25 protein-coding genes are annotated in these 25,998 nt (G+C 42.3%); 12 read left to right on the top strand and 13 right to left on the bottom strand.

Annotation, left to right across the window (positions count from 1 at the left end):
• The first annotated feature begins 120 nt into the window (after positions 1 to 120).
• A complete protein-coding gene (locus H6G32_RS23180; RefSeq protein WP_190462604.1) occupies positions 121 to 708 on the top strand; it encodes a DUF6658 family protein in 588 nt (195 codons plus the stop codon).
• Between the two features lie 364 nt (positions 709 to 1,072).
• On the opposite strand, the gene larC is transcribed toward H6G32_RS23180, so the two are convergent.
• Positions 1,073 to 2,353: a nickel pincer cofactor biosynthesis protein LarC gene (gene larC / locus H6G32_RS23175; protein ID WP_190462586.1), complete on the bottom strand. Its 1,281-nt coding sequence runs from the start codon at positions 2,351 to 2,353 to the stop codon at positions 1,073 to 1,075.
• Positions 2,354 to 2,487: 134 nt separating this feature from the next.
• On the opposite strand from larC, the gene H6G32_RS23170 reads away from it, so the two are divergent.
• The 3 genes from H6G32_RS23170 to H6G32_RS23160 all read left to right on the top strand — a co-directional run bounded on the left by H6G32_RS23170 (position 2,488) and on the right by H6G32_RS23160 (position 5,744).
• Positions 2,488 to 3,138, top strand: a complete 651-nt coding sequence (locus H6G32_RS23170; protein WP_190462584.1) for an L-threonylcarbamoyladenylate synthase — start codon at positions 2,488 to 2,490, stop codon at positions 3,136 to 3,138.
• 355 nt (positions 3,139 to 3,493) lie between these two features.
• Complete coding sequence (locus tag H6G32_RS23165) at positions 3,494 to 4,714, top strand: HetZ-related protein (protein WP_190462581.1); 1,221 nt, start codon at positions 3,494 to 3,496, stop codon at positions 4,712 to 4,714.
• A gap of 547 nt (positions 4,715 to 5,261) precedes the next feature.
• Positions 5,262 to 5,744 (top strand): PD-(D/E)XK nuclease superfamily protein, encoded by a 483-nt coding sequence (locus H6G32_RS23160; protein ID WP_190462579.1) that lies wholly within the window; start codon positions 5,262 to 5,264, stop codon positions 5,742 to 5,744.
• Here H6G32_RS23160 and H6G32_RS23155 read toward each other — a convergent pair.
• Positions 5,741 to 6,577 (bottom strand): DNA adenine methylase, encoded by an 837-nt coding sequence (locus H6G32_RS23155; RefSeq protein WP_190462578.1) that lies wholly within the window; start codon positions 6,575 to 6,577, stop codon positions 5,741 to 5,743. The genes H6G32_RS23160 and H6G32_RS23155 overlap by 4 nt on opposite strands.
• 164 nt (positions 6,578 to 6,741) lie before the next feature.
• Here H6G32_RS23155 and H6G32_RS23150 point away from each other — a divergent pair, with 164 nt between their 5' ends.
• The 4 genes from H6G32_RS23150 (at position 6,742) to H6G32_RS23135 (ending at position 8,804) form a co-directional block, all read left to right on the top strand.
• Complete coding sequence (locus tag H6G32_RS23150) at positions 6,742 to 6,948, top strand: DUF751 family protein (protein ID WP_190462576.1); 207 nt, start codon at positions 6,742 to 6,744, stop codon at positions 6,946 to 6,948.
• A 125-nt stretch (positions 6,949 to 7,073) separates the two neighbouring features.
• Positions 7,074 to 7,472 (top strand): 30S ribosome-binding factor RbfA, encoded by a 399-nt coding sequence (rbfA, locus tag H6G32_RS23145; RefSeq protein WP_190462574.1) that lies wholly within the window; start codon positions 7,074 to 7,076, stop codon positions 7,470 to 7,472.
• 807 nt (positions 7,473 to 8,279) lie between these two features.
• The gene (locus tag H6G32_RS23140; protein WP_015207791.1) at positions 8,280 to 8,516 is read left to right on the top strand and encodes a DUF4327 family protein; all 237 of its coding nucleotides are present in this window, start codon (positions 8,280 to 8,282) and stop codon (positions 8,514 to 8,516) included.
• 102 nt (positions 8,517 to 8,618) lie between these two features.
• Positions 8,619 to 8,804 carry a hypothetical protein gene (locus tag H6G32_RS23135; protein ID WP_190462572.1) on the top strand — a complete coding sequence of 62 codons (186 nt, stop codon included), beginning with the start codon at positions 8,619 to 8,621 and terminating at the stop codon, positions 8,802 to 8,804.
• Between the two features lie 52 nt (positions 8,805 to 8,856).
• On the opposite strand, the gene H6G32_RS23130 is transcribed toward H6G32_RS23135, so the two are convergent.
• A complete protein-coding gene (locus tag H6G32_RS23130) occupies positions 8,857 to 9,210 on the bottom strand; it encodes a hypothetical protein (RefSeq protein ID WP_190462570.1) in 354 nt (117 codons plus the stop codon).
• Positions 9,211 to 9,609: 399 nt separating this feature from the next.
• Between H6G32_RS23130 and H6G32_RS23125 the strand changes: the two genes are divergently transcribed.
• Positions 9,610 to 10,515, top strand: a complete 906-nt coding sequence (locus H6G32_RS23125; protein ID WP_190462568.1) for a cation diffusion facilitator family transporter — start codon at positions 9,610 to 9,612, stop codon at positions 10,513 to 10,515.
• A gap of 70 nt (positions 10,516 to 10,585) precedes the next feature.
• Here H6G32_RS23125 and guaA read toward each other — a convergent pair whose 3' ends face one another.
• The 5 genes from guaA to H6G32_RS23100 form a co-directional block, all read right to left on the bottom strand.
• A complete protein-coding gene (guaA, locus tag H6G32_RS23120; protein ID WP_190462566.1) occupies positions 10,586 to 12,208 on the bottom strand; it encodes a glutamine-hydrolyzing GMP synthase in 1,623 nt (540 codons plus the stop codon).
• A 228-nt stretch (positions 12,209 to 12,436) separates the two neighbouring features.
• The gene (gene cbiD, locus H6G32_RS23115) at positions 12,437 to 13,552 is read right to left on the bottom strand and encodes a cobalt-precorrin-5B (C(1))-methyltransferase CbiD (RefSeq protein ID WP_190462564.1); all 1,116 of its coding nucleotides are present in this window, start codon (positions 13,550 to 13,552) and stop codon (positions 12,437 to 12,439) included.
• 30 nt (positions 13,553 to 13,582) lie between these two features.
• Positions 13,583 to 13,882: a DUF7734 family protein gene (locus H6G32_RS23110; protein WP_190462562.1), complete on the bottom strand. Its 300-nt coding sequence runs from the start codon at positions 13,880 to 13,882 to the stop codon at positions 13,583 to 13,585.
• Between the two features lie 22 nt (positions 13,883 to 13,904).
• Complete coding sequence (locus H6G32_RS23105) at positions 13,905 to 14,498, bottom strand: DUF3177 family protein (protein ID WP_190462560.1); 594 nt, start codon at positions 14,496 to 14,498, stop codon at positions 13,905 to 13,907.
• A gap of 410 nt (positions 14,499 to 14,908) precedes the next feature.
• Positions 14,909 to 15,154 (bottom strand): Calvin cycle protein CP12, encoded by a 246-nt coding sequence (locus H6G32_RS23100; RefSeq protein ID WP_190462558.1) that lies wholly within the window; start codon positions 15,152 to 15,154, stop codon positions 14,909 to 14,911.
• A gap of 722 nt (positions 15,155 to 15,876) precedes the next feature.
• Here H6G32_RS23100 and H6G32_RS23095 point away from each other — a divergent pair.
• Complete coding sequence (locus H6G32_RS23095) at positions 15,877 to 17,112, top strand: FIST signal transduction protein (protein WP_190462556.1); 1,236 nt, start codon at positions 15,877 to 15,879, stop codon at positions 17,110 to 17,112.
• Between the two features lie 23 nt (positions 17,113 to 17,135).
• Here the strand turns inward: H6G32_RS23095 and H6G32_RS23090 are convergent, their stop codons facing one another.
• On the bottom strand, positions 17,136 to 18,275 hold the full coding sequence (locus tag H6G32_RS23090) for a metallophosphoesterase family protein (RefSeq protein ID WP_190462554.1): 1,140 nt from the start codon (positions 18,273 to 18,275) through the stop codon (positions 17,136 to 17,138).
• Between the two features lie 150 nt (positions 18,276 to 18,425).
• On the opposite strand from H6G32_RS23090, the gene trmB reads away from it, so the two are divergent.
• Positions 18,426 to 19,073, top strand: a complete 648-nt coding sequence (trmB, locus tag H6G32_RS23085) for a tRNA (guanosine(46)-N7)-methyltransferase TrmB (protein WP_190462552.1) — start codon at positions 18,426 to 18,428, stop codon at positions 19,071 to 19,073.
• 186 nt (positions 19,074 to 19,259) lie between these two features.
• On the opposite strand, the gene H6G32_RS23080 is transcribed toward trmB, so the two are convergent.
• The 4 genes from H6G32_RS23080 to H6G32_RS23065 form a co-directional block, all read right to left on the bottom strand.
• Positions 19,260 to 20,426 carry a hybrid sensor histidine kinase/response regulator gene (locus tag H6G32_RS23080; RefSeq protein WP_190462549.1) on the bottom strand — a complete coding sequence of 389 codons (1,167 nt, stop codon included), beginning with the start codon at positions 20,424 to 20,426 and terminating at the stop codon, positions 19,260 to 19,262.
• A 118-nt stretch (positions 20,427 to 20,544) separates the two neighbouring features.
• Positions 20,545 to 20,991 carry a response regulator gene (locus H6G32_RS23075; protein WP_190462547.1) on the bottom strand — a complete coding sequence of 149 codons (447 nt, stop codon included), beginning with the start codon at positions 20,989 to 20,991 and terminating at the stop codon, positions 20,545 to 20,547.
• A complete protein-coding gene (locus tag H6G32_RS23070; protein WP_190462545.1) occupies positions 20,945 to 23,242 on the bottom strand; it encodes a sensor histidine kinase in 2,298 nt (765 codons plus the stop codon). Before H6G32_RS23070 ends, H6G32_RS23075 begins: the two co-directional genes overlap by 47 nt.
• A 466-nt stretch (positions 23,243 to 23,708) precedes the next feature.
• Positions 23,709 to 25,235, bottom strand: coding sequence for a dolichyl-phosphate-mannose--protein mannosyltransferase (locus H6G32_RS23065; protein ID WP_190462542.1), 1,527 nt, complete (start codon positions 25,233 to 25,235; stop codon positions 23,709 to 23,711).
• Between the two features lie 187 nt (positions 25,236 to 25,422).
• Here H6G32_RS23065 and H6G32_RS23060 point away from each other — a divergent pair, with 187 nt between their 5' ends.
• The gene (locus H6G32_RS23060) at positions 25,423 to 25,827 is read left to right on the top strand and encodes a hypothetical protein (RefSeq protein ID WP_190462540.1); all 405 of its coding nucleotides are present in this window, start codon (positions 25,423 to 25,425) and stop codon (positions 25,825 to 25,827) included.
• Positions 25,828 to 25,998: the final 171 nt, after the last annotated feature.

The raw sequence follows: 25,998 nt of genomic DNA, 5'->3' as shown, positions 1-25,998 counted from the left end.
GGTTATCTCACGTCCACCTACTTACCAAAAAATTTAGCGGTATGTAAATAAAACTTTTTTTTGTTGCCAAAATTCCAGATTGGTTAACGTTTGATTCATGAAAACCCAAGGAGTAGGATGATGAATAGAGTAATTACTTGGCTGAAAAACCTTCGCCCTCTGAAAGTTTTAACGGTCTTTTTGGCAGGAACGTTTTTAGTTCTGGCACAAGCTTGTAATCGTCCAGGAGTAGCTGCACAGCCACCACAACCTTCTACTCAACCACCTAATGCTGTACGATACGACCCGACAAAAAGTTATGATATTTCTACTCCCTATGAAGGGGGAATGAACAACTTTAGTGATGTAGATCCGAGAGCTAAAGCTGCTGAGAAAGCCGCCAAAGCAAGGGCTGAGGATCTGAGTGAAAAGGCTCAGAGGAATGTTGAGCAGAAGGGGATTGACTCTACTGAACAATATGTCCGAAATTATCGGGAAGGCACTCCTTTTGGTGAAAGGGTGAAGAATCTAGGTGAGGATGTAGGTGGTTCAGCTGAGGAAGTGCGGGAAGGTGTCACTCAGGGGACTCAGCGAGGAATTGAAAATCTCCAGGAAAATACTCAGAGTGCGGTCAAAGGCTTGACAAAGAGTCTTCAGCGTGCAACTGAGGATACTAAGACAAATGTCGAGCGGACAGCTGAGGATGCAGCCGACGCTGTGAAGAACTAGTCCTAAGCTGACAATTTTCTAGACAAAGCTATACATATATTGACTTTTGTCAATATATTTTAGTTGAAAAAATCAAATACTCGATATATAATTCCCATGTCACAAATATTGACTAAGACTGTTGCTGACGCGAAAACCAAGCAATGATAGTGATAGTCTTTTTGAGAATCTGAAAAAAAGAAAGATTGCGTTGGGCTACAGCGTGTAAGTCTACTGAGGGATAACCGCTCCCATGCTCCCGTTGAAGTAGAAAGTAAAGTCTAGCTTTGTCTAGGTTTTATATAGCAGAAGCTGATTGAAATTAATCACTCACTTTAGGACAGGCGAGACGCCTGTCCTTTGCTTTATTGTTCCAGGCAGCTAGCTAGTTTTGATGTGCTAAATGCCAACTCTGTAGGGCTAATCGGTGAATTTCGCGCCAGGGAATATTATGTTTTCGCGCTAAGTCTGCACAATCTTCATATTCTGGCTGGACATTAGCGATAACTTTTTCTGGCGTTTGTCCTTTCCATGCTATTTTCACACGTACTCTACCATATTCAGTTTCGACCTGTTGAATTTCCCGTTGTAAGATGGCGCGTTGTTGAGTTGTCCGCCGAATTCCCAAAGTAGTCGTTTCACGAAATAAAATCGCTTCACAACTAGGTAGGTTTTCGGGATGACAAATCACAGTCAGTAAAATTCCTGGACGGGACTTTTTCATTCCTATGGGCTGGGTAAAGACATCCACCGCACCAGCGGCAAATAAGGCATCAAATACATAGCCGACGGCTTGGGGATTTAAGTCATCAATTTGGGTTTCTAGTACGGAGATGGTTTCTAAACTTGGGCTGCTATTGCCAAAATCGGGGAAATCTGACTGTAAAGCTGTGCTTTCACCCAGCCAGAGGCGTAGTATATTGGGAATGGGCAAATCTAGGGAACCTGCTCCTAGTCCTACCTGCTTAATGGTGATTGGGGGTGGTGAACCAAAGTCTCTTGCTAGGGTAGTGGCGATCGCAGCGCCTGTTGGTGTCACTAGTTCTCGGTCTATACCGTTGCTATAAACTGGACAACCCCGCATTTCCCATAATTTCAATACCGCTGGTACTGGCACCGCCATCTGACCATGTGCGGCGCGAACAGTCCCGCCACCAGTAGGGAGAGCCGAGCAGTATAGTAGGGGCAATCCTGCCTGATTGCTGTCGATGCCTAACCAATCTAACCCCAGACAAGTGCCGACAATATCCGCGATCGCATCCACAGCACCCACTTCATGAAAATGAACTTTTTCTGGTTCAATGCCATGTACCGCCCCTTCTGCTATTGCTAGCTGCCGGAATACCGCCAAACTCCAAGCTTCTGCCCGTGATGGCAACGAAGCTTTGAGAATCATCTCCTCTATTTCTGGTAGGTGGCGTCCATGATGGTGACTATGCTCATGGTCGTGATCATGATGATGGTGGACTAAATCTACATGGACTTTAGTCGCCTGCTGGGTTTGACGATGGACAAGTTCTACCCGCAATTTGTATTCCTGTTCAATTCCCAACCTATCGAGGTTTTCAACTAAATACTCGATGGGAACGCCCAGACTGACTAAGGCTCCCAGGCACATATCACCGGAAATCCCCGTTGGACATTGAAGATAAGCTACTTTGCTCATATATTTGACACTTATAAATTGGTAAGAATTGATAATTGAGAATGGGGGATTGGGCATTGGTAATTATCCCCATTCCCCCATTTTTTTATTTTCCTGGCAAGGTAAATCCCCAAATATCAACATAAATAACTCTTATGGCAAAAATTTTCACAGTTCATCCTGATAATCCTCAAAATCGACGAATAGAGGAAATAAAGTCGGCGCTCTTCAGTGGCGCTATCATGCTCTATCCTACTGATACAGTTTATGCAATTGGTTGTGATTTAAATGCCAAGTCGGCGGTGGAACGAGTGCGACAAATTAAGCAGCTAGCAAATGATAAACCACTGACATTTTTATGTCCCTCGCTGTCCAATGTGGCAACTTATGCCTTCGTAAGTGATACAGCCTATCGGATTATGAAGCGTCTGATACCAGGGCCTTACACCTTTTTGCTACCTGCTACCAAGTTAGTGCCGCGACTGGTGCAAAGCCCCAAGCGGAAAACAACGGGAATTAGAGTGCCAAATCATAATGTGTGTTTGGCCTTGCTGGCAGCCTTAGGAAATCCAATTATTTCAACTTCCGCACATCTGCCACCAGATGATGTAGATGATGGAGTAGAGCCAGAACCTATTCTGTCACAGGCAGAGCTATTTGACCGTTTGGAAAACTTGGTAGATATCATTATAGACACTGGTGAAGAACCCACATATCAAGTGTCTACCATTTTAGATTTGACGGCAGAGGAACCAGTTATTACACGGAGAGGTTTAGGTTGGGAAGCAGCAGCAGCTTGGGTATAAGAATTAAACTTCACAGGCCCACCCCTGATTTTCGGAAAATAAAATAAACATACTCCAGTTTTTAAATTGTCATACTCAGAGGCACTGAGAACGCGGATAAAGGGATGTGAATAAATCTCGGCATGGTAAGGGTTTGGAGTAGTTTTAGCGACCCCTGTTTTATCAGGGATGTGGTGGCTTATGCAAAAAGCGACACATTGACGTCCCTTTAGCTTAATTAAATTTCCTACAGTCTTATATGTGAGCAATACATGCGGCGAGTCTTGATGGATGAAAACCAAAAGATTCTCCAGCTAAGACTGGCCTGCTGTGTCTGCGTTTTAGTTAAGGTGCAATACCACTTCCAGGAAAAGTCATGAAAGCCAACTTCGCCAATCTGCTAAATTCGACACCTACTTTTGATCTCCACGTTGCGACTGAAGACTTGTCAGCCAGCAACACTGATACCTTGATTCAACTGCTATCTGAGGAAATGCAGTCTCAAGTGAAAGCTAGACATGGGTGTGTGCTAGCTGCCGCCAAGCGAATAACTAAAGAAGTAGAACGTATTTGCGATAAAAGCTCCCGCATTCAAACCTCTGGGCAAGTCAAGTCTTGGCAACTTACTTTGGCAAGACATCGTCTGCAAAAGTGCCTGCGTTATTACCAACTGGGTTCAAAACAAGGGCGTGTGGAATTACATAGCAGTCTGGGCGCTATTGTTTATCGTCACGTTACGGTTGCAGGCTCAGAGTTGGGTTTTGAGGCTCGTTACAATCTGATTGAAGATTTTCTGCAAGCATTTTATATCGAAGCTATCAAAGCTTTCCGTCGAGAAAACGAATTACCGGAAGATTTTACGCCGCGCACTCAGTTGCAATTAGCGGAATACATGGCGTTTACAGAGCAATATGCAAAGCGCCGGATCAATTTGCCTGGTGGGGCTAATCAGCAATTGATTATTCTCCGCGCTCAAGGTTTTGCTCGCCGTCAGCCCCAAGAAACGACTGTGGATATTGAAATGGCGGTGGATTCTGCTAAGAGTGAAGAAGCGGAATCTTATCAGCGCAGCGTGGCGGTGCAACAGATTAGATCGCAAATGGTTGCTAAAGCTAATTTCGATCCTTCTGAAGAGTCGGAACGCGATCGCGTGATTGCTGAATTGATGAAATACCTGGAGTCTCAAGGTCAATCTGACTGTATGGATTACCTATCTCTGAAACTCCAAGACCTCTCTGCACCGGAAATTGACCAAATTCTCGGTCTAACTAGCCGTCAGCGCGACTATCTACAACAACGTTTTAAATACCACGTTGAAAAGTTTGCCAAACAACACCAATGGCAGTTGGTGCATCAATGGTTAGGTGCCGGTTTAGAACACAAGCTAGGTCTGTCTTCCTTGCAGTGGGATGCCTTCTGGGGTCAACTCACAGAACAGCAACAGCAAATCTACCAGTTGAAAACTGCACGTCAAAGTGATCAGGCGATCGCTAAAGCCATCCAATGCACTCCCAAACAACTGCAAAAGCGTTGGACGCAAATGTTAGAACTAGCATGGTCTATCCGCAACGGTCATACTGAAGCTCAGACAAGCTAAAGCCAAGGTAAATCACCCAATGTATCGGAGCTTTATCCCGTCTAAACCCCAGTTGTTGCCAAGAAAAATCCCCTCTAATTCTCCCGACGGTACGGGGAGAATTAGAGGTAAATGTGGGGCAGATAATCTGGAATTTAGCCCCATTTGACAATTCATCTTTACAGCTAATTTTCTCTCCAATAAGAGAGCAAGCCGTTCTTCCTCCTCAATACTAATACATTTCTTTGCAATTAGTACTGCAGTACCATAAAATTTTATTTTCTCGTTTAGCCAAAATCAAAAATTCATATTAAGCATCTAACCCTTTGCTACTGCTTCCATACTTGGTTTTTTGTGCGGACAGTCTGTATATTAGAATACTATTAAATTAAGGTTAAAACTCAAAATCTACGTAGGTTGAGTTGAGGAACGAAACCCAAAGTTTCGTTGACGTTGTTGAGTTTCGCTGACGCTCTACCCAACCTACAATAATGATTAGCTGAACTGTATTATTGTATAATCTTAGACTTATAACGTAGAAAATGCCAATAATTCAGAGGCCAATCAAATGACACAGGGCGGCAGAGCAAATAAATCTGGCAAGGTTTTAGAAAAAACCTTAGAAGGGACTTTGGCAGGTCATGGATATATCCAAGTCGGTGAAAATTTAACACAGAAACAGCGCCTAGACTCTCTTCTAAAAAGTACTAACTTACCCAAACGATACGCAACGCAGGTCAACATAGGAGCAGGAATTTATGGTACTGACATCTCTGTTGATTTCTACATCATTGGTTCTGCTTCAATCTCGTCTGGTTTAATCATTGAATGTAAATGGCAGGGAGGTGGTGGCTCAGTTGATGAAAAACTTCCATACGTTAACTTAAATATTCAGAATTGTTACCCAGCACCAGCTATTGTTTTGATTGATGGTGGAGGTATGAGGACAGGAGCCATTCGTTGGTTAAAAAACCAAGTTGGTTTTAATCAGAATTTACGAGCAGTTTATGAACTAACTTCATTTATTATTTGGGCTAACAATAATCTTTAATATGAGGTTACTAATACTTCGGTAATCTTGCCCCGCCTTTGGGCATTAGAATTAATTGACCTTGCTGCTGATATAGTGTAAATATTGAAACCACTATAAAGATTGCGAATAAATGGACAATCTGAATTAGACAGCATAACTTTGACACCTTGTTTAGCTAATTCTACAAATACATCCTTTAATTTAATTTGCTGATTTTCAGCAAAGGAATAGCGACTGTAAGCTGTAAAATAGCTTGTTTCACTTACAGGATAATATGGTGGGTCAAAAAAAACAAAATCATCACTGCTTGTCGCATGATTTAACACTTGAGCAAAATCTGCTTTTCTGATTTTTTTCTTATAAAGTGCTATGGATGCGGCTCGCAGTAATTCCTCATTACAAATTCCAGGATTTTTATATCTGCCTAAAGGAACATTAAACTTACCTTGCGAATTAACGCGATAAAGACCATTGAAACAGGTTTTATTAAGATAAATAAAACGCGCCGCTTTTTCTAAATCACTGCCTTCAGGATAAGAGCGCACCTCATAGTAATAATCTTTATCATGTTTATCATGTTGCTGCTTATGCTTTTTCAGGCGTTCGATTAAATCATCAACAGAATCTCTAACGCAACGATAAGTAGTAATCAATTCGGGATTAATATCAGTCAAAACTGCTGCTGATGGTTGCAGATGAAAAAAAACAGCACCCCCACCTAAGAATGGCTCATAGTAAGTATTGTAACTTTCGGGAAAATAGTTCTTATATTGCTGAATTAACCTACCTTTACCTCCAGCCCACTTCAAAAATGGACGCGGGCAAGTTTCCTTGGGAATTTGAATTACCATTTACTTCTGATTCAACTGAAACTCAGCTACTAAATAAAGTTAATATAACTGACGAACCATATTTTATATTACTTGAGTTATTTTTCATCCGCATAGATTACAATTAAATATATAAAGCACATCCAAACAAACGTATATTCTATAACAAGGCAGTCTAAATTCAAATGTTTGACGGATTTTGGGATAACGTCTTTCGCTACCCCCGCTACTTCATCACCACTCTCTTAGGCATTTTGCTCAATACGTTTGAGCCATTACTGCCATTCTTGAAGCGACCTGTCACCTTGGTTGCTGTTTTGGGTTTATTTGCGGGTGGTCTGTTTTTTGTTACACTCACCCTGCGGGCAATGTTGGGCTTGAGTACAATCTAGAATAGGGCTACATCGGGGACTTAGCCCTAGGGACTGTTGCTGTTGGCTTCGTCAGCCTTAAGTATTGTCCTCCCCAACTTATATCTATTGATGTCGTACAACCTCTGTGAGGAGGCGAAATTTATATGGCTACAGATCGCCGCGTTTCCCGCGTTGCTGAATTGATCAAACGGGAAGTTAGCCAAATGCTGCTCAACGGCATTAAGGATGACCGTGTGGGTACAGGAATGGTAAGCGTTACGGATGTCAATGTTTCTGGCGACCTGCAACACGCCAAAATCTTCGTCAGTATTTATGGTACAGAGGAAGCTAAGGCAGAAACAATGGCAGGTTTAAAGTCGGCGACAGGTTACGTCCGCAGTGAAATCGGTGCGCGGGTAAGGCTACGTCGCACCCCAGAAGTGATATTTATCGAAGATCGCTCTCTAGAACGGGGTAATAAGGTGCTGGCCTTATTGAACCAACTCAAGGATCAGCGTCCGGTTGAAAGCACAGATGAAGATGATGAAGAATTTCCAGAATAGGTCAATTCCGAATAATTAATTTCTCTTAATCTGCCAAACAATTGACAGACGTGATTAAATCACGTCTGTTTCAATTTAAAGTTATCTAAATTATGGTGTTAAAATTAACCAAGCAATTACGTGAGTATTTAAAAAATTGTTAACAGTTGGGGCGCTACAAGCCTTATTGGTGTACCTTATCCCTAATGTTTTGCAATAGTTTATACCCTAGGTCTCGTCAGAAATGGGGGGTTTCATTAAAGTTATCCTTTCATTGGCGGTTCCTTATCGAAAATCTATTCGTTAGATGCGTAAACTCGGTGCTTTTTGGCGGCATCACCTAAGATATTGTGTGAAAACGAGATTCTCTCTCAAAGCTGCTTTCCTAGCATTGGCTGACCAATTTTGGACAGGTTTTTCCAAGGGCTTGCTTTTTTATGGAGAAATCCTAGTATCTCTAAACAAAACTCTACGGTGATTATCTAGTATATAAACAGTCTATGGTCTCAACTATTTACGCCCACTAAATTATGGCTAAAGGCAGTAAAATACAGACTTTTAGACCTGATGAATGCAGCTCACGCAGTCTTCATAGCAGGTTAAGTTAATTACTTTGGCATTATTATATTAAGCGGAGTTATGGCTAATGTCAGGGTTTATTGACAAACTTAACATTTCTTTAAATATTTTGAGGATGTGTAGCGTCAAAATGATAATAGTTCCGTATAGCAAACTACAAAACCCTAGCCACAAGTCTAATGCTTGCCATGTTTGTTCCTAGACAAATATGGGGAACCCTATCTACATATAAATTTGTGAGTAAAAACCATGAGTGTGAATACGGTGCCTTCTATCAATTACTACTCTCTAGACGTAATCCAGGACGAAGCACGTCGCCTGGTGGAAAAGGGAATGGTTAGCCGACAACAACCAATATATACACTCTGCCAATACATCCCAGCGAGAGAGTGGGTTTGCGTTGAATGTGAGTTAGAGAAATGTGACTTTTTGTTGCGCGATCGCATTGGCGATTTAATTGGTCGTGAAGAATGGGACAACGACTAATCAATGTTTGATTTCAGTTTTTGGATTGGGAGTTTATTTTCGATGTGTAGATTTGACAATAAATGATTAGATGCCAAATCTGAGGGATAGTCTCTGGTTTTGATGAGTCTTTCCCGATCCAGAATCTTCAATTTTCCTAACACAGAAGCATTAGAGTCTGATTTATACAACTTTCCAAGTAAGCGATCGCATCGGGAGCAGTTGCTGTTTAGAGCCGATGTCCAATTTTGTGTATCATCTGTAGATTACTTTACCGGGGCAGTTACCCAGCCTAAACTGCTCCGGTAATTTTTTTGTAGCCTGACTCTAAAAAATTTGCTCTTCCCTCAGTGGGAATAACTTAACCAACTTGATCTAGGTACTGGTTAATGTCATCAATCACGCGGGTAAGTTCAGCTTCTGTAGTTAAACGGATACCGACATTGCGGACAGTCAGCAGAACTTTTGCCGCAAAAGGGGTGGGCCAGATATTTGGATTGCAGAAAACTTCTAAAAAAACCTCACCAGTATAACGATATTCCAAAGGAGGTTGGGGAGTGACTTTACCGCCTCCTGGTGTGGGTTTAGCGGCCACAGCTTTCAGGCGCTCCATCAATTGATCTGTAGCTGCTTTTAATTCCCTTGCTGCTTGAGGTGAAAAGCTAAAAGAGACAGAACCTTCACTTAGATTCAGTGTCAGAGGGGTAGAGGACATAGAGCTTCTTAATTAAAACTTCTTGATAATTACTTATGTTACCGGAAGAGTATATCCAGTGATTTATTAATGCTAAAAATACGCTGTTACTAACAAAGCAATTATTAACCTTTATCAAGCTTATAGCTACTGTTAGTTATAAATAATCTCCATCAATTGTCATAAAAACTAGAGACTATAGAGAAACTTAAGTCTGATCCAATTCTCTGTGAGGCTGCGCTTTATTCCCCTATAATTCATGAATTGCCCCAGAGCGAGTGTAGTTTTGTGTCAATTTTATAGGCGCATTTTCACAAAGAAATGGTCTGCTTGTGTAATAGTTTGATACATTTTATTTGTGTTGATTGGGACTTTGAGTTCTACAGTAGAAGTCATAGAACTTAATGTTAAAAATCTTCTATGATTTACGATAACCGCGCCGAAGTGCGAAAGGTTTTAATTATTACCCTAGTGCTAAACCTGTTTGTAATGGGATTGAAAGCGTTTGTGGGTTACTCAACAGGTTCTCTCAGCTTGCTAGCTGACGCCTTGCATAGTGTGACGGATAGCGCCAACAATATTTTAGGATTGATTGCTAGTAGGTTGTCTTCACCACACCCTGATCGCGAACATCCCTATGGACACAATAAATTTGAAGCTGTGGGTGCTTTGGGAATTTCCGCTTTTTTAGGAATAGCCTGCTTTGAAATTCTGCAAGGTGCGGTGGAGAAAATTATTAAAGGTGGTGAACCCGTGAAAATATCAGCGCCTGAATTGTGGTTATTGCTAATTGTACTGGGGGTGAATATTTTTGTAACGTTTTATGAACGTGCTGTAGGTAGGCGGGTAGGTAGCCCAATTTTGATTGCTGACGCCACACACACCATGAGTGATGTTTGGGTGACTATTGGTGTAATTGGTGGTTTGATTGGTATTTGGTGGCTAGATTTTCAATGGTTGGATGTGGCGTTAGCTTTTCCTGTGGCTTTGTTGGTTTTTTGGAGTGGTTGGTCAGTTTTAAAAGAGAATTTGCCTTGGCTTGTCGATCAAATGGCGATCGCACCAGAAGCGATTCATGCGATCGCTGTTTCTGTCCCAGGGGTGATTAACTGTCATGACATCGCCTCTCGCGGTCTTCTGGGTCGCCAAGTATTTATAGAAATGCATTTAATAGTAGATGCACCAGATGTAGAAACTGCCCACCACATCACCGAAAAAGTTGAAAGCCGGTTAGAAGAACGCTTCAATCCTGTTAGGGTTTTAATTCACGTTGAACCACCGGCATACAAATCTGAGCAAATTACCTTTGAGTCTGAAGCAAATTAAACTGTTTTTGCGAGGTAATAGACACAAATTTCCCAACTACATTACTCAGTACTCAAGACTGAGTACGAATTTATTCCCACTCAATGGTTCCAGGTGGCTTGGAGGTGATGTCATAAACCACACGGTTAACGCCTTTTACCTCATTGACAATTCGGGTAGAAATTGCTTCGAGCACGTCATAAGGCACACGCGCCCAATCCGCAGTCATGCCGTCTTCACTAGTCACAATCCGCAAGACAATCGGGTAAGCGTAGGTACGTTGATCGCCCATAACGCCAACGCTGCGAATTGGCAGTAATACGGCAAAGGCTTGCCAAAAGTCGTGGTATAAGCCACGTTGGTTAATTTCTTGGCGTACAATCAAATCGGCATCGCGCAAAATATTTAACCGCTCGGCGGTGACTTCACCCAGGATGCGAATTGCCAAGCCAGGACCTGGGAAAGGTTGCCGTTGGACAATTTCTTCTGGTAAACCGATGGAACGTCCAACTTTGCGGACTTCATCTTTAAACAGTTTCCGCAGGGGTTCCACCAGTTTAAAACGCAGGTCTTTGGGCAATCCACCAACGTTGTGATGACTTTTGATTTTCACTGCTACCCGTTCACCAGTTTGGGGATCAACGTTGGTATCAGCAGATTCGATCACATCTGGGTAAAGAGTACCTTGAGCTAGGTAGTCAAAATGACCAAGCTGTTTAGATGTTTCTTCAAATACACGGATGAATTCGTGTCCAATGCGGCGGCGTTTTTCTTCGGGATCTGTGATGTTGGCGATCGCCGCTATAAAGCGATCGCGCGCATTCACATATTCCACCGGAATGTGAAATTGCTCGTGAAACAGTTTCACCAAGCGTTCTGGCTCTAATTTCCGCATAAAGCCTTGATCGATAAACACACAAGTTAGTTGCTCACCAATCGCTTTATAGAGTAAAAATGCCAAAGTTGAAGAATCCACACCCCCAGAAAGTGCCAATAGCACCCGCTTATCGCCAACTCTGGCACGAATTTCGCGAATTGATTCTTCTACAAAAGCTGCTGTTGTCCAGGTGGGTTCGCAGTCGCAGATATGATAAACAAAATTGCGGATTAATGCCAGTCCACCAATGGAATGCACCACTTCTGGATGGAACTGCACACCGTAAAGTTTTTTGTTGTGATCAGCGATAGCAGCACAGGGGGTATTTTCTGTATGTGCCAGCAGTTCAAATCCTGGGGGCATTTGCGTGACTGAGTCTCCGTGACTCATCCACATTGTTGTGCCATCTTCGACATTAGTCAGCAAGTCTGTGGGATCATCTATATATAATGATGCTTTGCCGTACTCACCCCGCTCGGCTTTGGCCACTTCTCCACCAAGTTGGTTAACCATCAGCTGCATACCGTAGCATACGCCGAGAATGGGTACTCCCAAATTCCAGATTTCTGGGTCACAATGGGGAGCGCGATCGCCATAAACTGAATTTGGGCCACCAGAGAAGATGATTCCCTTAGGATTTAGTTGGCGCAAATGTTCCGCTGTGGTGCGATAGGACAAAACTTCGGAGTATACTTGAGTTTCGCGGATGCGACGGGCAATTAGTTCGGAATATTGAGAGCCGAAGTCCAGAATCACAATGATTTGGCGATTCAGCCGCCCCCAATTTTCTGATGTTTGAGGCGCTTGTTCTGTTAGTAGAGTCACCGCTGTATTCATGATGGCGAAAGGATGTCTGTGAGAATAAATCGTGGCTCTGTAGCCTAAATAGTTACCATTTCTCTGCCTGGTCAGATTTGTAATGGTAAGTAGAGAATCTACAAACGCGAGGTTGTGTGCGTTTGCTTTGCCGATGTATCTGGCATGGTATTAAAAAATAAGCTTAACCTAGAGTAACTACTGAAAAAAAAATCTTTATTTGGTTTATTTATGATAATTCATAATAAATTAACATAATTTTCCCGTTAACATCCAACCAGTTTTACTCTTGATGATAATTTGGCGATCGCGATCAAAGAGAACAGAACCACAGACTGTTGCTGCTGCGCCCCGATCACTATGGCAATGGATGTATTCTTGAGAACGGGAATCAATGGCTGCGGCGATCGCACCATAAACTAGATTTACCCAATCACTACCAGTTGAGGCATCTAGCGATCGCAGATATTTTAGTGCCGCTTCAGCGGTGGGACTGGCAAAAATAGCTTGGATATCTGGAGAACTTAAACCAACCAAAGCACAGTGCGCCGCCAGAATTTCCCGGCGTCCATCAGCAAGGTGGTGATGAGTGTGAAAAATCCCCCCCGCTAGTTTCATCAGCTTTCCGTGATAGCCAAACAATAAAATTTCTTTAACACCCAGAACATCCGCCTCTACTAACATTGGCCCTAGCCAGTTAGCAGTTTTTACCAACCGCTCCCCATTGATACCTAGTTTTCGCGCCAAATCTAAGCCATTTTCCCCAATACAGAAGACTAAACTCTCAAAACGACTGGCTTTGTCTTGTAACTCGGCGCGGAAAGCTGTTAGCTGATCTGGTGTACTCAAGGGTTGAGAAATACCCGTTGTTCCCAATAGCGAAAGTCCTTCCACCACACCAAAAGCAGCATTTGAAGTCCGAACAGCAAGCGATCGCCCCAATGGTAAAATAATGGTCACCGTAATTTTTTCACCCGATGTTAACATCTGGCGTAAATTCTCTAGCAACAACCTGTAAGCATAAGCATAAATCGCCGCTTCTCCCTCACCATTGAGTTGTTTGCCAATTCCTTCCCCCCCTTGAATAATTACTGTCTCCCCCTCTCCCTCTCGCCATTCCACCATCGCCCAAATTGGCGTATTTCTAGTTAAATCTAGATTATCACCCGGATCACTGCGGGTAATTGCCAAAGCCTTATTTTCAGATAATCCCGCTACCTGTTCAATCGATATTTCTGCTAATTGGGCTGGTTCTATCAAATCAACCGATACTACTGTTAGGGGTTGGTGATGGCGTAACCAATGTAAAGCTGCAACAGCAGCAGCACAGGCAAAGACAGGTAGCGTGTATCCAGAACGGGACATAATTAAAATTCAAAATTCAAAATTCAAAAATTAAAGGCCCACCTCTAAGAGCAAAGCTTCCATAGCCTCCCAAGTTATTCCTTGTTGAATATAACGGGGTGATGCAGGATCGTAAGGGCTCGCTATGCGATCAATGCTGAGAATATTTGCCTCATCTGGTAGTACTGGTACATCTGGATCAAATGCCGTCGGGCGCATCAAAGAGCTAGAAAAGCCTTTAAAAATAGCAATTTTGTCTTGCTCATAATTGTCAATTTCTATCGTTACCAGTAGAACTTCTTGAGGGCGTTTAACAGTATATTGTTCCAGGCGCTTGCCAATAAAATTCATTTTTTGAATTTTGAATTGAGAGTTATTGTTGTGATGCCGAGCGGCCTCGCTTCCCTAGCTTGATCAAAATAAAGTAACTTAAGTAAACCACATAAATAACTAAGCTAATTATGGCAAGAAAGCCCAGAAAAGCAGGCTTGCTATTGGCATGAAAATATTCTTTAAACATTAACGGCGCTTGCAACCAGACTTGACAATCGGGAGTTTTGAATGCATTTGCAGAAAAAGCACAACCTAAAAAAGGTGCAAATGCTATTGTGCCCAAAATACAATAAACAGTTATAGCCCAGCGCCAAGAGGTGAAAGCCAGTTTCAAAAGCCCACTAGATTGATACTCAATTTCATCATTTAAATCCACCCAAAACCACAGGGAAACAGGGATCAAGATACGAGCCATCAACCCGGAAATAAAACTTACCCCAAAACCCCCAATCATCAAATAAATTGTGATTGCCAACAAACTTGAGACTCGCCAGTAAATCGTTAACAAGCGCTGTATACTATCTACTTTTTGTACAAACGCCCAAATCAGCAGAATTAGGGGAATAATTACTGTAAATAATATTGCCAGTCGGTAGTCAATCCAGACAAAAGGCCGAAACCAAGGCTGTTCCATAATACTTGTTAGACAATAAATAAAAAACTTATCTGTTTATCAACAGTTTAATCAAATTAGAAACTAGTGAAGAAATAGTTGCCTTCTTTCTTGTTGGTAAAAAAGCAAGCAACTCAAAAATCCGCTACTGATATTTTGCACCTACCTCTAGCGATGTTTGGGAGAAATTGAGAATCCCCCAGCCGCTATAGCTTTGCCATACCCAGACAAACCCCAATTTTTTGGAGGTCTAGAGGTTCTTGCTGAGGGGAAAATACCTCAGAAGTAACCCGCTGACTTTCACAAACCCCAGAGATGATCCAAGGGGGAAGTGAGATTTATGCGGCAGTGACGTGAAAGTGGAAGATATTCAGTCAAAAGATTCTGGTTACTTGCTCACTGGACGAAAATAATTTTTACTAACTCACAATTTAGTCATCGTAAACTCGGCACTCAATTGCATCGGGGTTGTCATCACAGTATTGTTCTAAAGAGTTTTTTTGCTTGCTCTGACGCTGGTGGGAGGCTTCAGCTTGCAGTTCTTCGACTGCATCCCAAGCCGCAGCACACTCGGCTGAGTTGCTACCTGTAATATCACAGACAGTACGCGCTTGTTCCACTTCGTCTTGAATTTTTTCTTGGATGTCGTTGTTTGCTTTTTCTTGGATGTTGGTCATTGGTTTAGTCTCGTTGTGTGTTGTCAATACCAGTATAGAAAAACTTCAGAAATGTAAGCTTTTAACTTGATTGCTTACCATTTTAACCACTTAGCTGATAAGTTTGTGTGTGAGGCTGATAATCCATAACTATTACAACAAAGCGCCTGAACTATACTGCATTCACCTTTTTATTTTAAGATTTTGTGGCGTCGGTACTACAGAGAAATAATCATAAGTCCTCGTGGTTCATTTGGAAACCCAGCAAGATATGTCGGACTTTGTTTGGTCACGTTTGCTGATAAACTTAAAGAAGTAGCAATGACCCAAAAGTATTGGTAAGACTCCTAGTGATGGGACGCCTGAGTTAAATGATCGTTACCCTTCAGGGAAAAAAGAGTGTATGCCTACAGGCTCTTTCGATGGACTCACAAGCAAAGTGCATAAGGAACCAGCTAGAGGTGCACGATAGCAATGTTCAGCATTGTATAGGTTTTATGGAGCAAAAAAATAAAAATTCCCAGCCACTAGGATCATTTTTAGGGCTGTGGCTGGGGGCAATTGACATCGCCTTGATTGCTGAAAGTCTAGGGACAAGTAGGGTCTAGCAGCTTTAGCTGCCTTCTAAAGAATCAATGAGCCGGTTTGCGCCATAAGTTGCCATTTATTGGCTGGATACGCACTCATCAAGTACTACCAGGTCTAATAACTACTAGCCTAATAGGAGAAAGAACCGAGAACTCATGGCAGACCAAATGCAGTGGGCAAACGCCCTGTCAACCCATCATTCTTTAGAAGCAGCTGTTGCAGATGTGGTACAACAAGCTGTCTCATGTTTAACAGCACCTGCGGATATAGGGCTGGTATTCATTTCATCTGCTTTTACGAGTGAGTATTCCCGACTTTTACCTTTGCTGGCTGAAAAACTTTCAGTCCCTGTACTAATTGGTTGTAGTGGTGGTGGCGTCATTGGTACGACAAAATCGGGACAAACTCAAGAACTAGAAGCAGAGCCATCTATCAGCCTGACTTTGGCTCATCTGCCAGGGGTGAATGTTCAAGTATTTCACGTTGTGACGGAAGAATTACCTGACTTGGATAGTCCACCAGATACTTGGATTGATTTAATCGGTGTACCACCATCACCGGCACCCCAGTTTATTTTACTGTCTAGTTCTTTTTCCTCAGGAATCAAAGATTTATTGCAGGGACTAGATTTTGCTTATCCTGGATCGGTGATTGTGGGTGGACAAGCTAGTGGTGGTGGTATGGGTGGTCGGATTGCCCTATTTTGTAACGATACTTGCTCTGGGCTGGGCCAACACCTATATCGCGAGGGAACGGTGGGTATAGCTTTGAGTGGCAATATTGTTGTGGAAACAATTGTGGCACAAGGATGTAGACCAATTGGCGAGCCATTGCAAGTGACAAAAGCCGAGCGCAACATCATCCTAGAGTTGGATGAGAAAGTACCTTTGGTGGTGTTAAGAGATTTGATTGGTAGTCTCAGCGAACAAGAACGGATGCTGGCACAGCACTCTCTGTTTGTTGGTGTAGCGATGGATGGATTTAAGCCTTGTTTGCAGCAGGGAGATTTTTTAATTCGCAGCATACTCGGAGTAGACCCATCAGCAGGGGCGATCGCCATTGGCGATCGCGTCCGTCCAGGTCAACGGCTGCAATTTCACCTGCGGGATGCCCAAGCCTCTGCTGAAGACCTGGAATTACTCCTACAAAGGTATCAAAACTTACATAGCTCTGATCCCTCTGCGGTTGCTGCCTTGATGTTTACCTGTCTGGGACGCGGTGAAAGACTCTACGGCAAACCAAATTTTGATTCTGAGCTATTTAAACGCTATCTCGATCATATCCCCGTAGGCGGCTTTTTCTGTAGCGGCGAAATCGGGCCAGTCAGTGGTAATACCTTCCTCCACGGTTATACTTCGGTGTTTGGTATTTGCCGCCAAAATGAGTCATGAGTGCCGAGTGCTGAGTTACAGACTTAAAACTCAGCACTATTCTTGAGCAGGAGGGTGCTATTGTTATCAATCAAGTTAGCACTGTCATTACTGGCAATGCCGGGGTTGGGCTGGGCCAACGCACCATATGCCTGAATGTGGCGACGCACTTCTAGGGGGAAATGGGGGTAGTCCAACACAGCATCTCCATTGGCAATAGTTGCCCAAAAGTCTCGCAAACCAGGAGCTAGTTCTTTTGCCTGGGTTAATGGTAGGCTGAGGGGAGGTAAAGTCAACAGCTTGATCAGAAAGGGGAAAGAGCGATCGCCCATCCATTGCCGCGATGACTGCTGCAAGTTAGGAAAATCAGGCACTGATTCCACCCTGTGAGATAAAATTTCTAACCATTCCCTGCCGTCGTTATCCCGGCGAAACTCAAGCACCCGATAAGGGTGAGGATAACTGACTAAGGAACCCGTAGTAATATCATATATTCCCTGTGAGCAAGCCACATCCTGGACGTGCAAATGCCCTGTAAACACTAGTTGGACTCTGTATTGTTGTAATAACTGCAACAGTTCTGGTGCATTTTCCAACATATAGCGATTTGCCATTGGATGGCGGGATTGATTGGGCAAATGCTCGATCACATTGTGATGTATCATCACTAAGACTAATTCATCACCAGTCGCCGCCAGTTCTGCTTCTAACCACCTGAGTTGTTTGTCATCCAAACGCCCCACCTGTTCACCTTGGTCATTAAACGAGTTAGAATTTAGACCAATTAACCGAACTCCCGGCAGTAGCTGACAATTGTAGTACAGTTGCTCTCTCTTTTCATAACCAAACTTGCGATAATAGTGAGGAAAATCGGCAAAAGCAATTGATTGCTCATTTGCCATCAACACAGGTACATCATGATTACCAGGAACAACATAAACAGGAAAAGGTAGTTGGGATAACCGTGATTGCAACCAGGCGTGGTTTTCTGGTTCCCCATGCTGGGTTAAATCACCAGGGAGCAAGAGGAAATCTAAATCAAGTTGTGTTAAATGTTCTAATGCACTTTCAAAAGCTGGGATACTGACTTCCACCAAATGAAACCTGTTGGGATGATCCCAAATTGTGTGGGGAAGCGCAATGTGTAAGTCACTGACTATCGCAAAGCGAAAATTGAGAACCATTGATTTAAGACAATTTTAAAAACAAGTCTTTTTCCAAAAGTATAACCGATGGGGTTCTACAAAACATTTGTATATATTTTTTAGTGGCGATGGGCTATTCCCCAAGGTAGGCGATCGCCAGATACAGTAACAATTAAAGGAGATTCAATTTTGGCAGTTGTCCGAGTCCGCCAACACGTTAACCCACTTGCTAACAAGTATCAAACACCAGCTAATCCCCTGGAGTGGGAAAAAGTTTATCCACAGCCAAACCAACCCCTACACTTAGATATTGGTTGTGCAAAGGGACAGTTTTTGCTGAAAATAGCCCAAATAGAACCTAACTGGAATTACTTAGGTTTGGAAATTCGCGAACCCCTCGTGGTGGAGGCAAATAAGTTGCGTGCTGAGTTGGGTTTAACAAACCTGCATTATTTGTTTTGCAATGCGAATAACTCATTGGCATCGCTGTTATCTTCTCTACCCCCAGGAACTTTACAGCGCGTCACCATTCAATTTCCCGATCCTTGGTTTAAAAACCGTCACGCTAAACGGCGTGTAGTGCAACCTGAATTAGTGGTAGAACTAGCCCATTATCTAGCAGTTGGTGGGATTGTGTTTCTGCAATCAGATATGGAATTTGTGGCGGTGGAAATGCGCGATCGCTTTGCCGAAAATCCAGCTTTTCAGAAACAGCATACCCAAGAATGGCTAGCAGAAAACCCCCTACCAGTACCCACAGAAAGGGAAATCGGCACTATTAACAGAGGTGAACCTGTTTATCGCGCTTTGTTTGTCAAAGTGGCCAGTGCTGAGTAGCAACGCCAGAAATACAGGCGATTTCATCCAAATACAGCAAGAAGAGGGTAAATAAGCAACCGTACAGAAAGTTATGTTAAGGCTGAAACTCTTATTTTTCTATAGGACTTTTGCACAACCAAAAGAGTAAATATAAATTAAAACATGATCATTTTTAATACTTTATTAGCATGGCTATCTATTAAGTTAAATTCTCATCAAAGGCAGCGTGACAATAAATGTCGTGCCTACTTCAATTTGACTATTGACTACAATTTCGCCGCCATGAGCCTCAACACATTTTTTGACAATTGCTAGACCTAAGCCTGTGCCAGGAAGTTTGCCCACATTCTCCCCACGATGGAAAGGTTGAAACAGTCGCTTTTGATCTTGTTGGGCGATGCCAATTCCCCAATCTTGAAACTTAAAAATTACTGAGTTTTCCTGAGCAATTAGTTCAAATCTGACTATGCCTCCTGGTAGAGAATATTTAATGGCATTATTGAGCAAATTTCCCAAAATGTGCCGCAATAGATTTTCATCTCCTAATCTTTCGCCCAATTCCCCAAAAGTGGTGAACACCAGAGTTAGATCCTTGTCTAGAGCAGTCAATTGAGCTTCTTCCACAATTTGGTTGCAGAAAGCTTCCAAATCCATAGGACTGAGTTCGCACCGCAGTTTGCTGCTTTCAGCTTTACCGATGAATGAAACCTCATCTAATAGCTGTGCCATGTTTTTGATGGCCGAGCGAATCATCTGCAAATGAGTAAATTTTTTATCTTTGGTTAATTTGTCGTCGTTCTTTTGCAGCAATCCGGCAGCTAAGAGAATAGTATTTAGGGGATTGCGAATGTCATGAGACAGCATTGAGACAAATTCAGATTTGAACTGATTGATTTCTTTGGCTTTCACCAATTCAGCAGTTCGTTCCTCAACCCGTGTTTCTAATGTTTGATTAACTGTGCGTAATGATTCCAAAAGCTGCTTGCGTTCAATGGCATAATGGACGGCGCGAACTAATACATCTACATTTACCTGTCGCTTGACTAGATAATCTTGGGCCCCCTGCCGTACTGCCTCGATAGCGAGTTCTTCGTCGTTTGTATTCGTCAAGACAACAATGGGTGTGCTAGGAGCTTGGCAAATCAGCAGAGGCAGAGATGATAATCCTTGACTATCAGGAAGGGTGAGATCCAATAAAATAACATCATAAGTAGACTGACTTAGTTTATTGAATGCATCCCGCAGTCGCTGCACATGAACCAAACTAAAGTTTTTGGACTTGGCTTGCTTGAGATACTCTTGTAACAACCTAGCTTCTGCCAGGTTGTCTTCAATTAACAAAATCTGTAATGAGTAGCTCGCAGCTATCATCTTCTGGTTTTGCCCCCATTTGATTCTTTATGTTAAAAGTACTGAGTCCTAAGCCCTAAGTCTTGAGTCATTAGTTAGAAGTTTGGAATTCTGCTTCTCCCCCTATCATCCTTTGGTTTTATGCCGATGGTAGGGTGGCGGTAGAGAGCCAAAAGTCTTCGATACCCTTGACGATTTGGAATAGCTGGCTGAGGTTGCGGGATTTAGTGATGTAGCAATTTACGTGTAAGTCGTAGCTGTGGAAAATGTCGTCTTCATTTTTTGAAGTTGTCAACACTACTACAGGAATGCGTTTTAGATTGGGGTCGGTTTTGATTTCTGACAGCACTTCTCGGCCGTCTTTTCTGGGCAAGTTCAAATCTAGCAAAATTAGATCAGGGCGTGGTGCATCAACATATTCTCCTTCTTGGCGGAGATAAGCCATAGCATCCACGCCATCCCTGGCTGTCACGACTGTGTGTAGTAGTGAGCTATTTTTCAAGGCTTCTTGAATTAAGCGGATGTCAGCTTTATTATCCTCAACTAAAAAGATTATTTTGTGCTTTCCTTCCATTTCTTCGTTCATGCTCGCGCCCTCCGACGGGAATCGTAAAGTAGAAGGTTGCGCCCTGACCGAGTTGTGACTCTACCCAGATTCGCCCCCGGTGGCATTCGATAATCTTCTTACAGATAGCCAAGCCCATACCTGTGCCGGGATATTCATCCCTTGTATGTAGGCGCTGAAAGATGATAAAAATGCGATCGCTAAATCGCGGATCAATACCAATTCCATTATCCCTCACTGAGAACAACCATTCATCCTCTAGGCGCTCTGCTCCCAGATGGATTTGTGGTGGTTTGTCGCTATGGAACTTGATAGCGTTGGCAATCAGGTTCTGAAATAGCTGCATCAGTTGTGTGCTATCAGCCATCACAGCCGGTAAGGGGTCATGAGTAATTACTGCTCCAGTTTCGGCAATGCGTTGACGCAAATTACCGAGGGCGCGTTCTAAAGGTATTTCTACTGCAATCAGTTGAAAGGCGATCGCTTGACTGTCCACTTTAGAATATGCTAGCACGTCATCAATCAATGTCTGCATCAGGCTCACTCCCTCTACAGCATAGTTGATAAACTCCTTAGCATCGGCATCAAGTTCTTCTTGATAGCGCATCTCCAACAGTTGCACGTAGTTTGCTACTTGATTAAGTGGTTCTTGTAAGTCATGTGAAGCAACATAAGCAAATTTTTTCAACTCTGCATTAGACCGTTCTAAATCTTCAGCTAACTGAGCCAGTTCATCAGCTTGTCGCAGAACAATATTCACAATGGCTTTTCGCAGTTCTAAGGCTGCTTTAATTTCCACATATTGCCAAGGTAAAGACGTTAAGCGAACTGTTTCTTTCCACAAATCAAATGATTTACGCGGACACAGACGGGCATTTCCATCTAATTGACTCAATGCAAACGCATTATTGGGATCTCCACCCCAATTTACAGTTTGAATTACTTCTGGTCGAAACCACAAAACATAATTTCGCTTGGAAATGGGAATAGCTAACAAACCGCTAGCAACGTTTTTAAACTTTTCCGCATCTGGATAAATACTCGGTAGAGAATCTGTATAGAAGACTTCTTCTGCAACACTGTTCTTCAGCCATTCAACTAAAAAATACAGGTCTTCTTCTTGAGGAGTTTCACCAATTAATGTGCATTTTCCCCCAAAACACACGGCTGCACCTTGAGCACTAGCTAAATCTAGGAGATTTGGCTGATTTTGCACTAAACCATCAATAAAGTTATCTGCTTGGGACATATATTCAATCAGTCTTGATTGAATATGTGTCAAATTCATTCGATAACCATAATCTTCTGTCTCTTCTCTAGCGGAAATTTCAGCAAATATCACTCTTCCCAAGAATTCGCAAGCTTTCCGCAACTCATAGGAAACATATTTGGGTACTTGATGATGACAAGCAATCAGCCCCCAGAGTTTTTCATCTTTAATCAAAGAGATTGTCAAAGAAGAACCAACACCCATATTGTGCAAGTACTCTAAATGGCAAGGTGCAGCGCTTCTGAGAATAGAGTTTGTTAAATCAGTCGGACGCTCGCTCACCGGATTATTAACTGGAAAAATTTGTACAGGTTGAGCGTTAGCTTGTGGGATTGATCTAATAGAATTAGAAATAAATAATTTTCTAGCTGGTTTAGGAATATCTGACTCTGGAAAATGCAATCCTAAATATGACTCCAGGCTGTCTATTTTTTCTTCAGCAACGACAGAACCATGTCCATCATCATCAAATTTATATAACATCACCCTGTCAAATCCTGTTACCTTCCTGACTTCCTGGACAATGATTTGACAAAATTGCCGGAGATTTGTGGTTTTTTCTAGTTGATTGATGGAAGCTCTTGCCAAATGGTAAAAGCTTAAGAAAGGAATATTTTCTTGAGAAATAGCAGGCTCTAATTCCAGAATTAAAAATCCCTGAGAATTACGGTGAAAAACGGCATCAAATACCGTATATTCATCACCTTTTTTTCTCACCCAGATTTTTGTCGGGTTGATGAAATCGAGACTCTGTTCTGATAAACCTGATTGAATTCGTTCTATTTGAAATGGGTCAAGTAAGTCTTCTAATTTTTTTTGCAACAAATTTTCGGCAGGAATTCCGAAAACACTCAATGTATTAGTGCTAACTTGTAATACCTTTAGCTCAGGTTCTTCTAAAACTAACAAAATGCCATGTGGCTGAATTTGACTAGAAAGATGAATCGATGCCTCTTTCAAGCTAATTATATTAATATCTTGCACTTGCGAATCTAGTTTCATGACGATTCTCCTCTATATATTTGGGAGCATCAAAAGTAGAATATCGATAGTTTTTGATGAGCTATCGGTTTTACCACTCTACTTAGATGTGGTTGTCTTGGGGTTTTAAATTTATTTGCAGATAGTCAGAACCACGCCGAAGCTACCCTAATTTGCCTAATTTGCCTATGTTGACTCAGTTGGCTTGAGGCATGGTTCTCTAACCTGCTGATATTTTATAGATTAACAGGTAGCAAACCTGCATACCCATAAGAAATGTGAAAATTAAGTGATTAACAAAACTACCGTTAATGTAGCTGTGTTAACGATAATGTAGCTGTGTTAAGAAAAAGGTGAAATTTGAAACTTTTACTAAGTTACATAAAATATCCCCAATTTGTTGCCTTTTTTTTAGGGCAAGGGATCTGAATATGTATCAACCTTAAGCTAACTTTACATTACACCTTATTCTTCAAAACTTCTTTACTTAAATCCAAGACTGAAACCATATCCGTAGTTTGTAATCGTTAGCAGAGAGAGGTAAACCCAAATAAATGGGCATCCAGAAAAGAAAACCCACCAAAATGGTAAAACTAATTGTGATGCCAATGGCGCGGAATTGCCAATAATAACTACGAATACATTGATCCACAAGCCAAGCGATCGCTAAAAATGTGAAGACCACCGGACACATATAATGGTAGATAAAGACACATCTTGTTACCTTCACCCAAGGTAGTAAGTTAGCGGCATAATTTAAAAGTAAATACAAGGCAATCCAAGTATCAACACTCAGGGTGGCAGGCAAAGAAAAACGATTTTGTCGCACCCAAGGAACCAAAATTTGTGATACTAGCATCCCGAATAAAAAAATGATGGCAGCAACACCAAACCACCATAAAAAGGGATTACCCATGGCATGAACATCATAAAATATTTTCCCTGCTCCCGATGGTAAAGGCGGCCCAAACACAGGTAGGGGATCAGTTATTTTTTGAGCAGTTTGGTAATAATAAGCCATTGGGCGAGTCATCAATGGCCATTTGTACCATGGAGCACAGTAAGGATGTACGCTGGGGCTATTACCACCCATGTGGAGGTGAAACTGCAAAATTTGCTGATGGACTGCTATAAATCCATACCTTTTATCTAGCTGAAGATGGGGAATCCAAATAATGCTATAGACTACAGCCGGAATAATTCCTAGATAAAATAACATCTGGGAAATACTTAACTGAGTCAGGTTTTGTAGTGGTGTCTGAATCTTGGTTAATCTTATATTTTCATCAAGGTTAGCAGTTGAAAGAGCAATCAGGGGGCGCAAATAAGAGAATAGGGGGATGCGGGGTTGTTTTGGTTGATCAATCACCGCAAAAGATTGCAACCAACGAATTATCCAAGCTGCTATCCAAATGAAATAAGCACCCAACAAAAACCATAAGCCATTCCACTTTGTCCCTGATGATGCACCAAAAGCAATGCCAGAAAGCGCTAACCAAAATAAGCGTTGTTGTTTTTGCTTGGACAATGCCAATAATAAAAACCACTGCCCTAGTAAACCAAAGATGACAATATAAATATTGTTGAGAGCATAGCGAGACTCTACGAGAAATAAGCCATCAAAAGCTGTGAAAAAGCCTGCAAGTAAGGCAAAGCTACGGCGATAACTCAATTGGTAGGCAATTGCGGCTATAACTAGGGGAATAAAGGAGCCAGTCAGGGCATTTAACCAACGATAACTCCAGGGCGATCGCAAAGAACCTGTCAGACTATTTACTGTATCGTGCCCAATGGGAAGATGACTACCAATCCAAATGCCAATAGCAATAATGTATTGACTTAGTGGTGGATGAGCATTAAAAAATGGCGTATGGGTGAGATAGTTATTACCAAATTTGGCAAAATAAACTTCATCAAATACCAGGGTGTTAAATCGCTCCAGTCCCCAAAAACGTAAGGATAGTGAGAGGATAAATATTCCTGCTATCCCAATTCGGAACCAATTTTTAATCATTTATCGTTAGTATCCATCATTCATTATTGCTGGTAGTCGGCAGTTTCTAGCCTAATAAACGCCCCTCATCAGGAGGATGACAAAAAAAGGCTATCATTCTCCGGTACTCTTTGCGAAGGCACTTTTTTGTTCCATTTGTGTCAATTTCGGGATAATGAGTGTATGAGAATACGGGATGCAATGCAAAATGGCGCAACTAGAACGACTGCTAAAAATGGCAGAAGATGAGTTAACTGAGTACAGTACTGATGCCCGCAAGATGGAAAAACTGCGCCGAAAAATAGGTTTATCGGTATCGGCAGCAGAACAGCGGCAGGTTAAAGAGGCATTATTGGCAACTATGCAATCTGGTGGAATTGCTAAAATTGTCGAAGAACAAAGGCAAGGAGTCGCTTTACCATTTTGGGGAATTGCGGGATTGGGTTTGCTATTTGGCATTTCTCTAAATCAACCCATAGGCTTATTAGCGGCTGTAGTTGGGACGGTAGCAGCTTACAGAATTCAAAAATGGGGTTGGCAATTGCAGGCTAACCGTCTACTGTTACAAACATTAGAAGATATTGAGGCGCGGATGGCCCAACCGAATAAGTAATTAAAACAGATGCACATTGATAATTTATCGATGTGCATCTATGACATTTTGGGGACTGGTGACATACTCCTACACTGACTCTAAGAGTACAGTGTAGGCTTCCAAGACAATCCGGCTATTGCTTAGGAGACTCTTGGCTTTAAGAACGGGATGCCCCGCCGCTCTGTTTTT

It is taken from the genome of Cylindrospermum sp. FACHB-282 (assembly GCF_014697195.1).
Lineage (GTDB): Bacteria > Cyanobacteriota > Cyanobacteriia > Cyanobacteriales > Nostocaceae > Cylindrospermum.
This window is presented reverse-complemented; position numbering and strand designations above follow the sequence as displayed.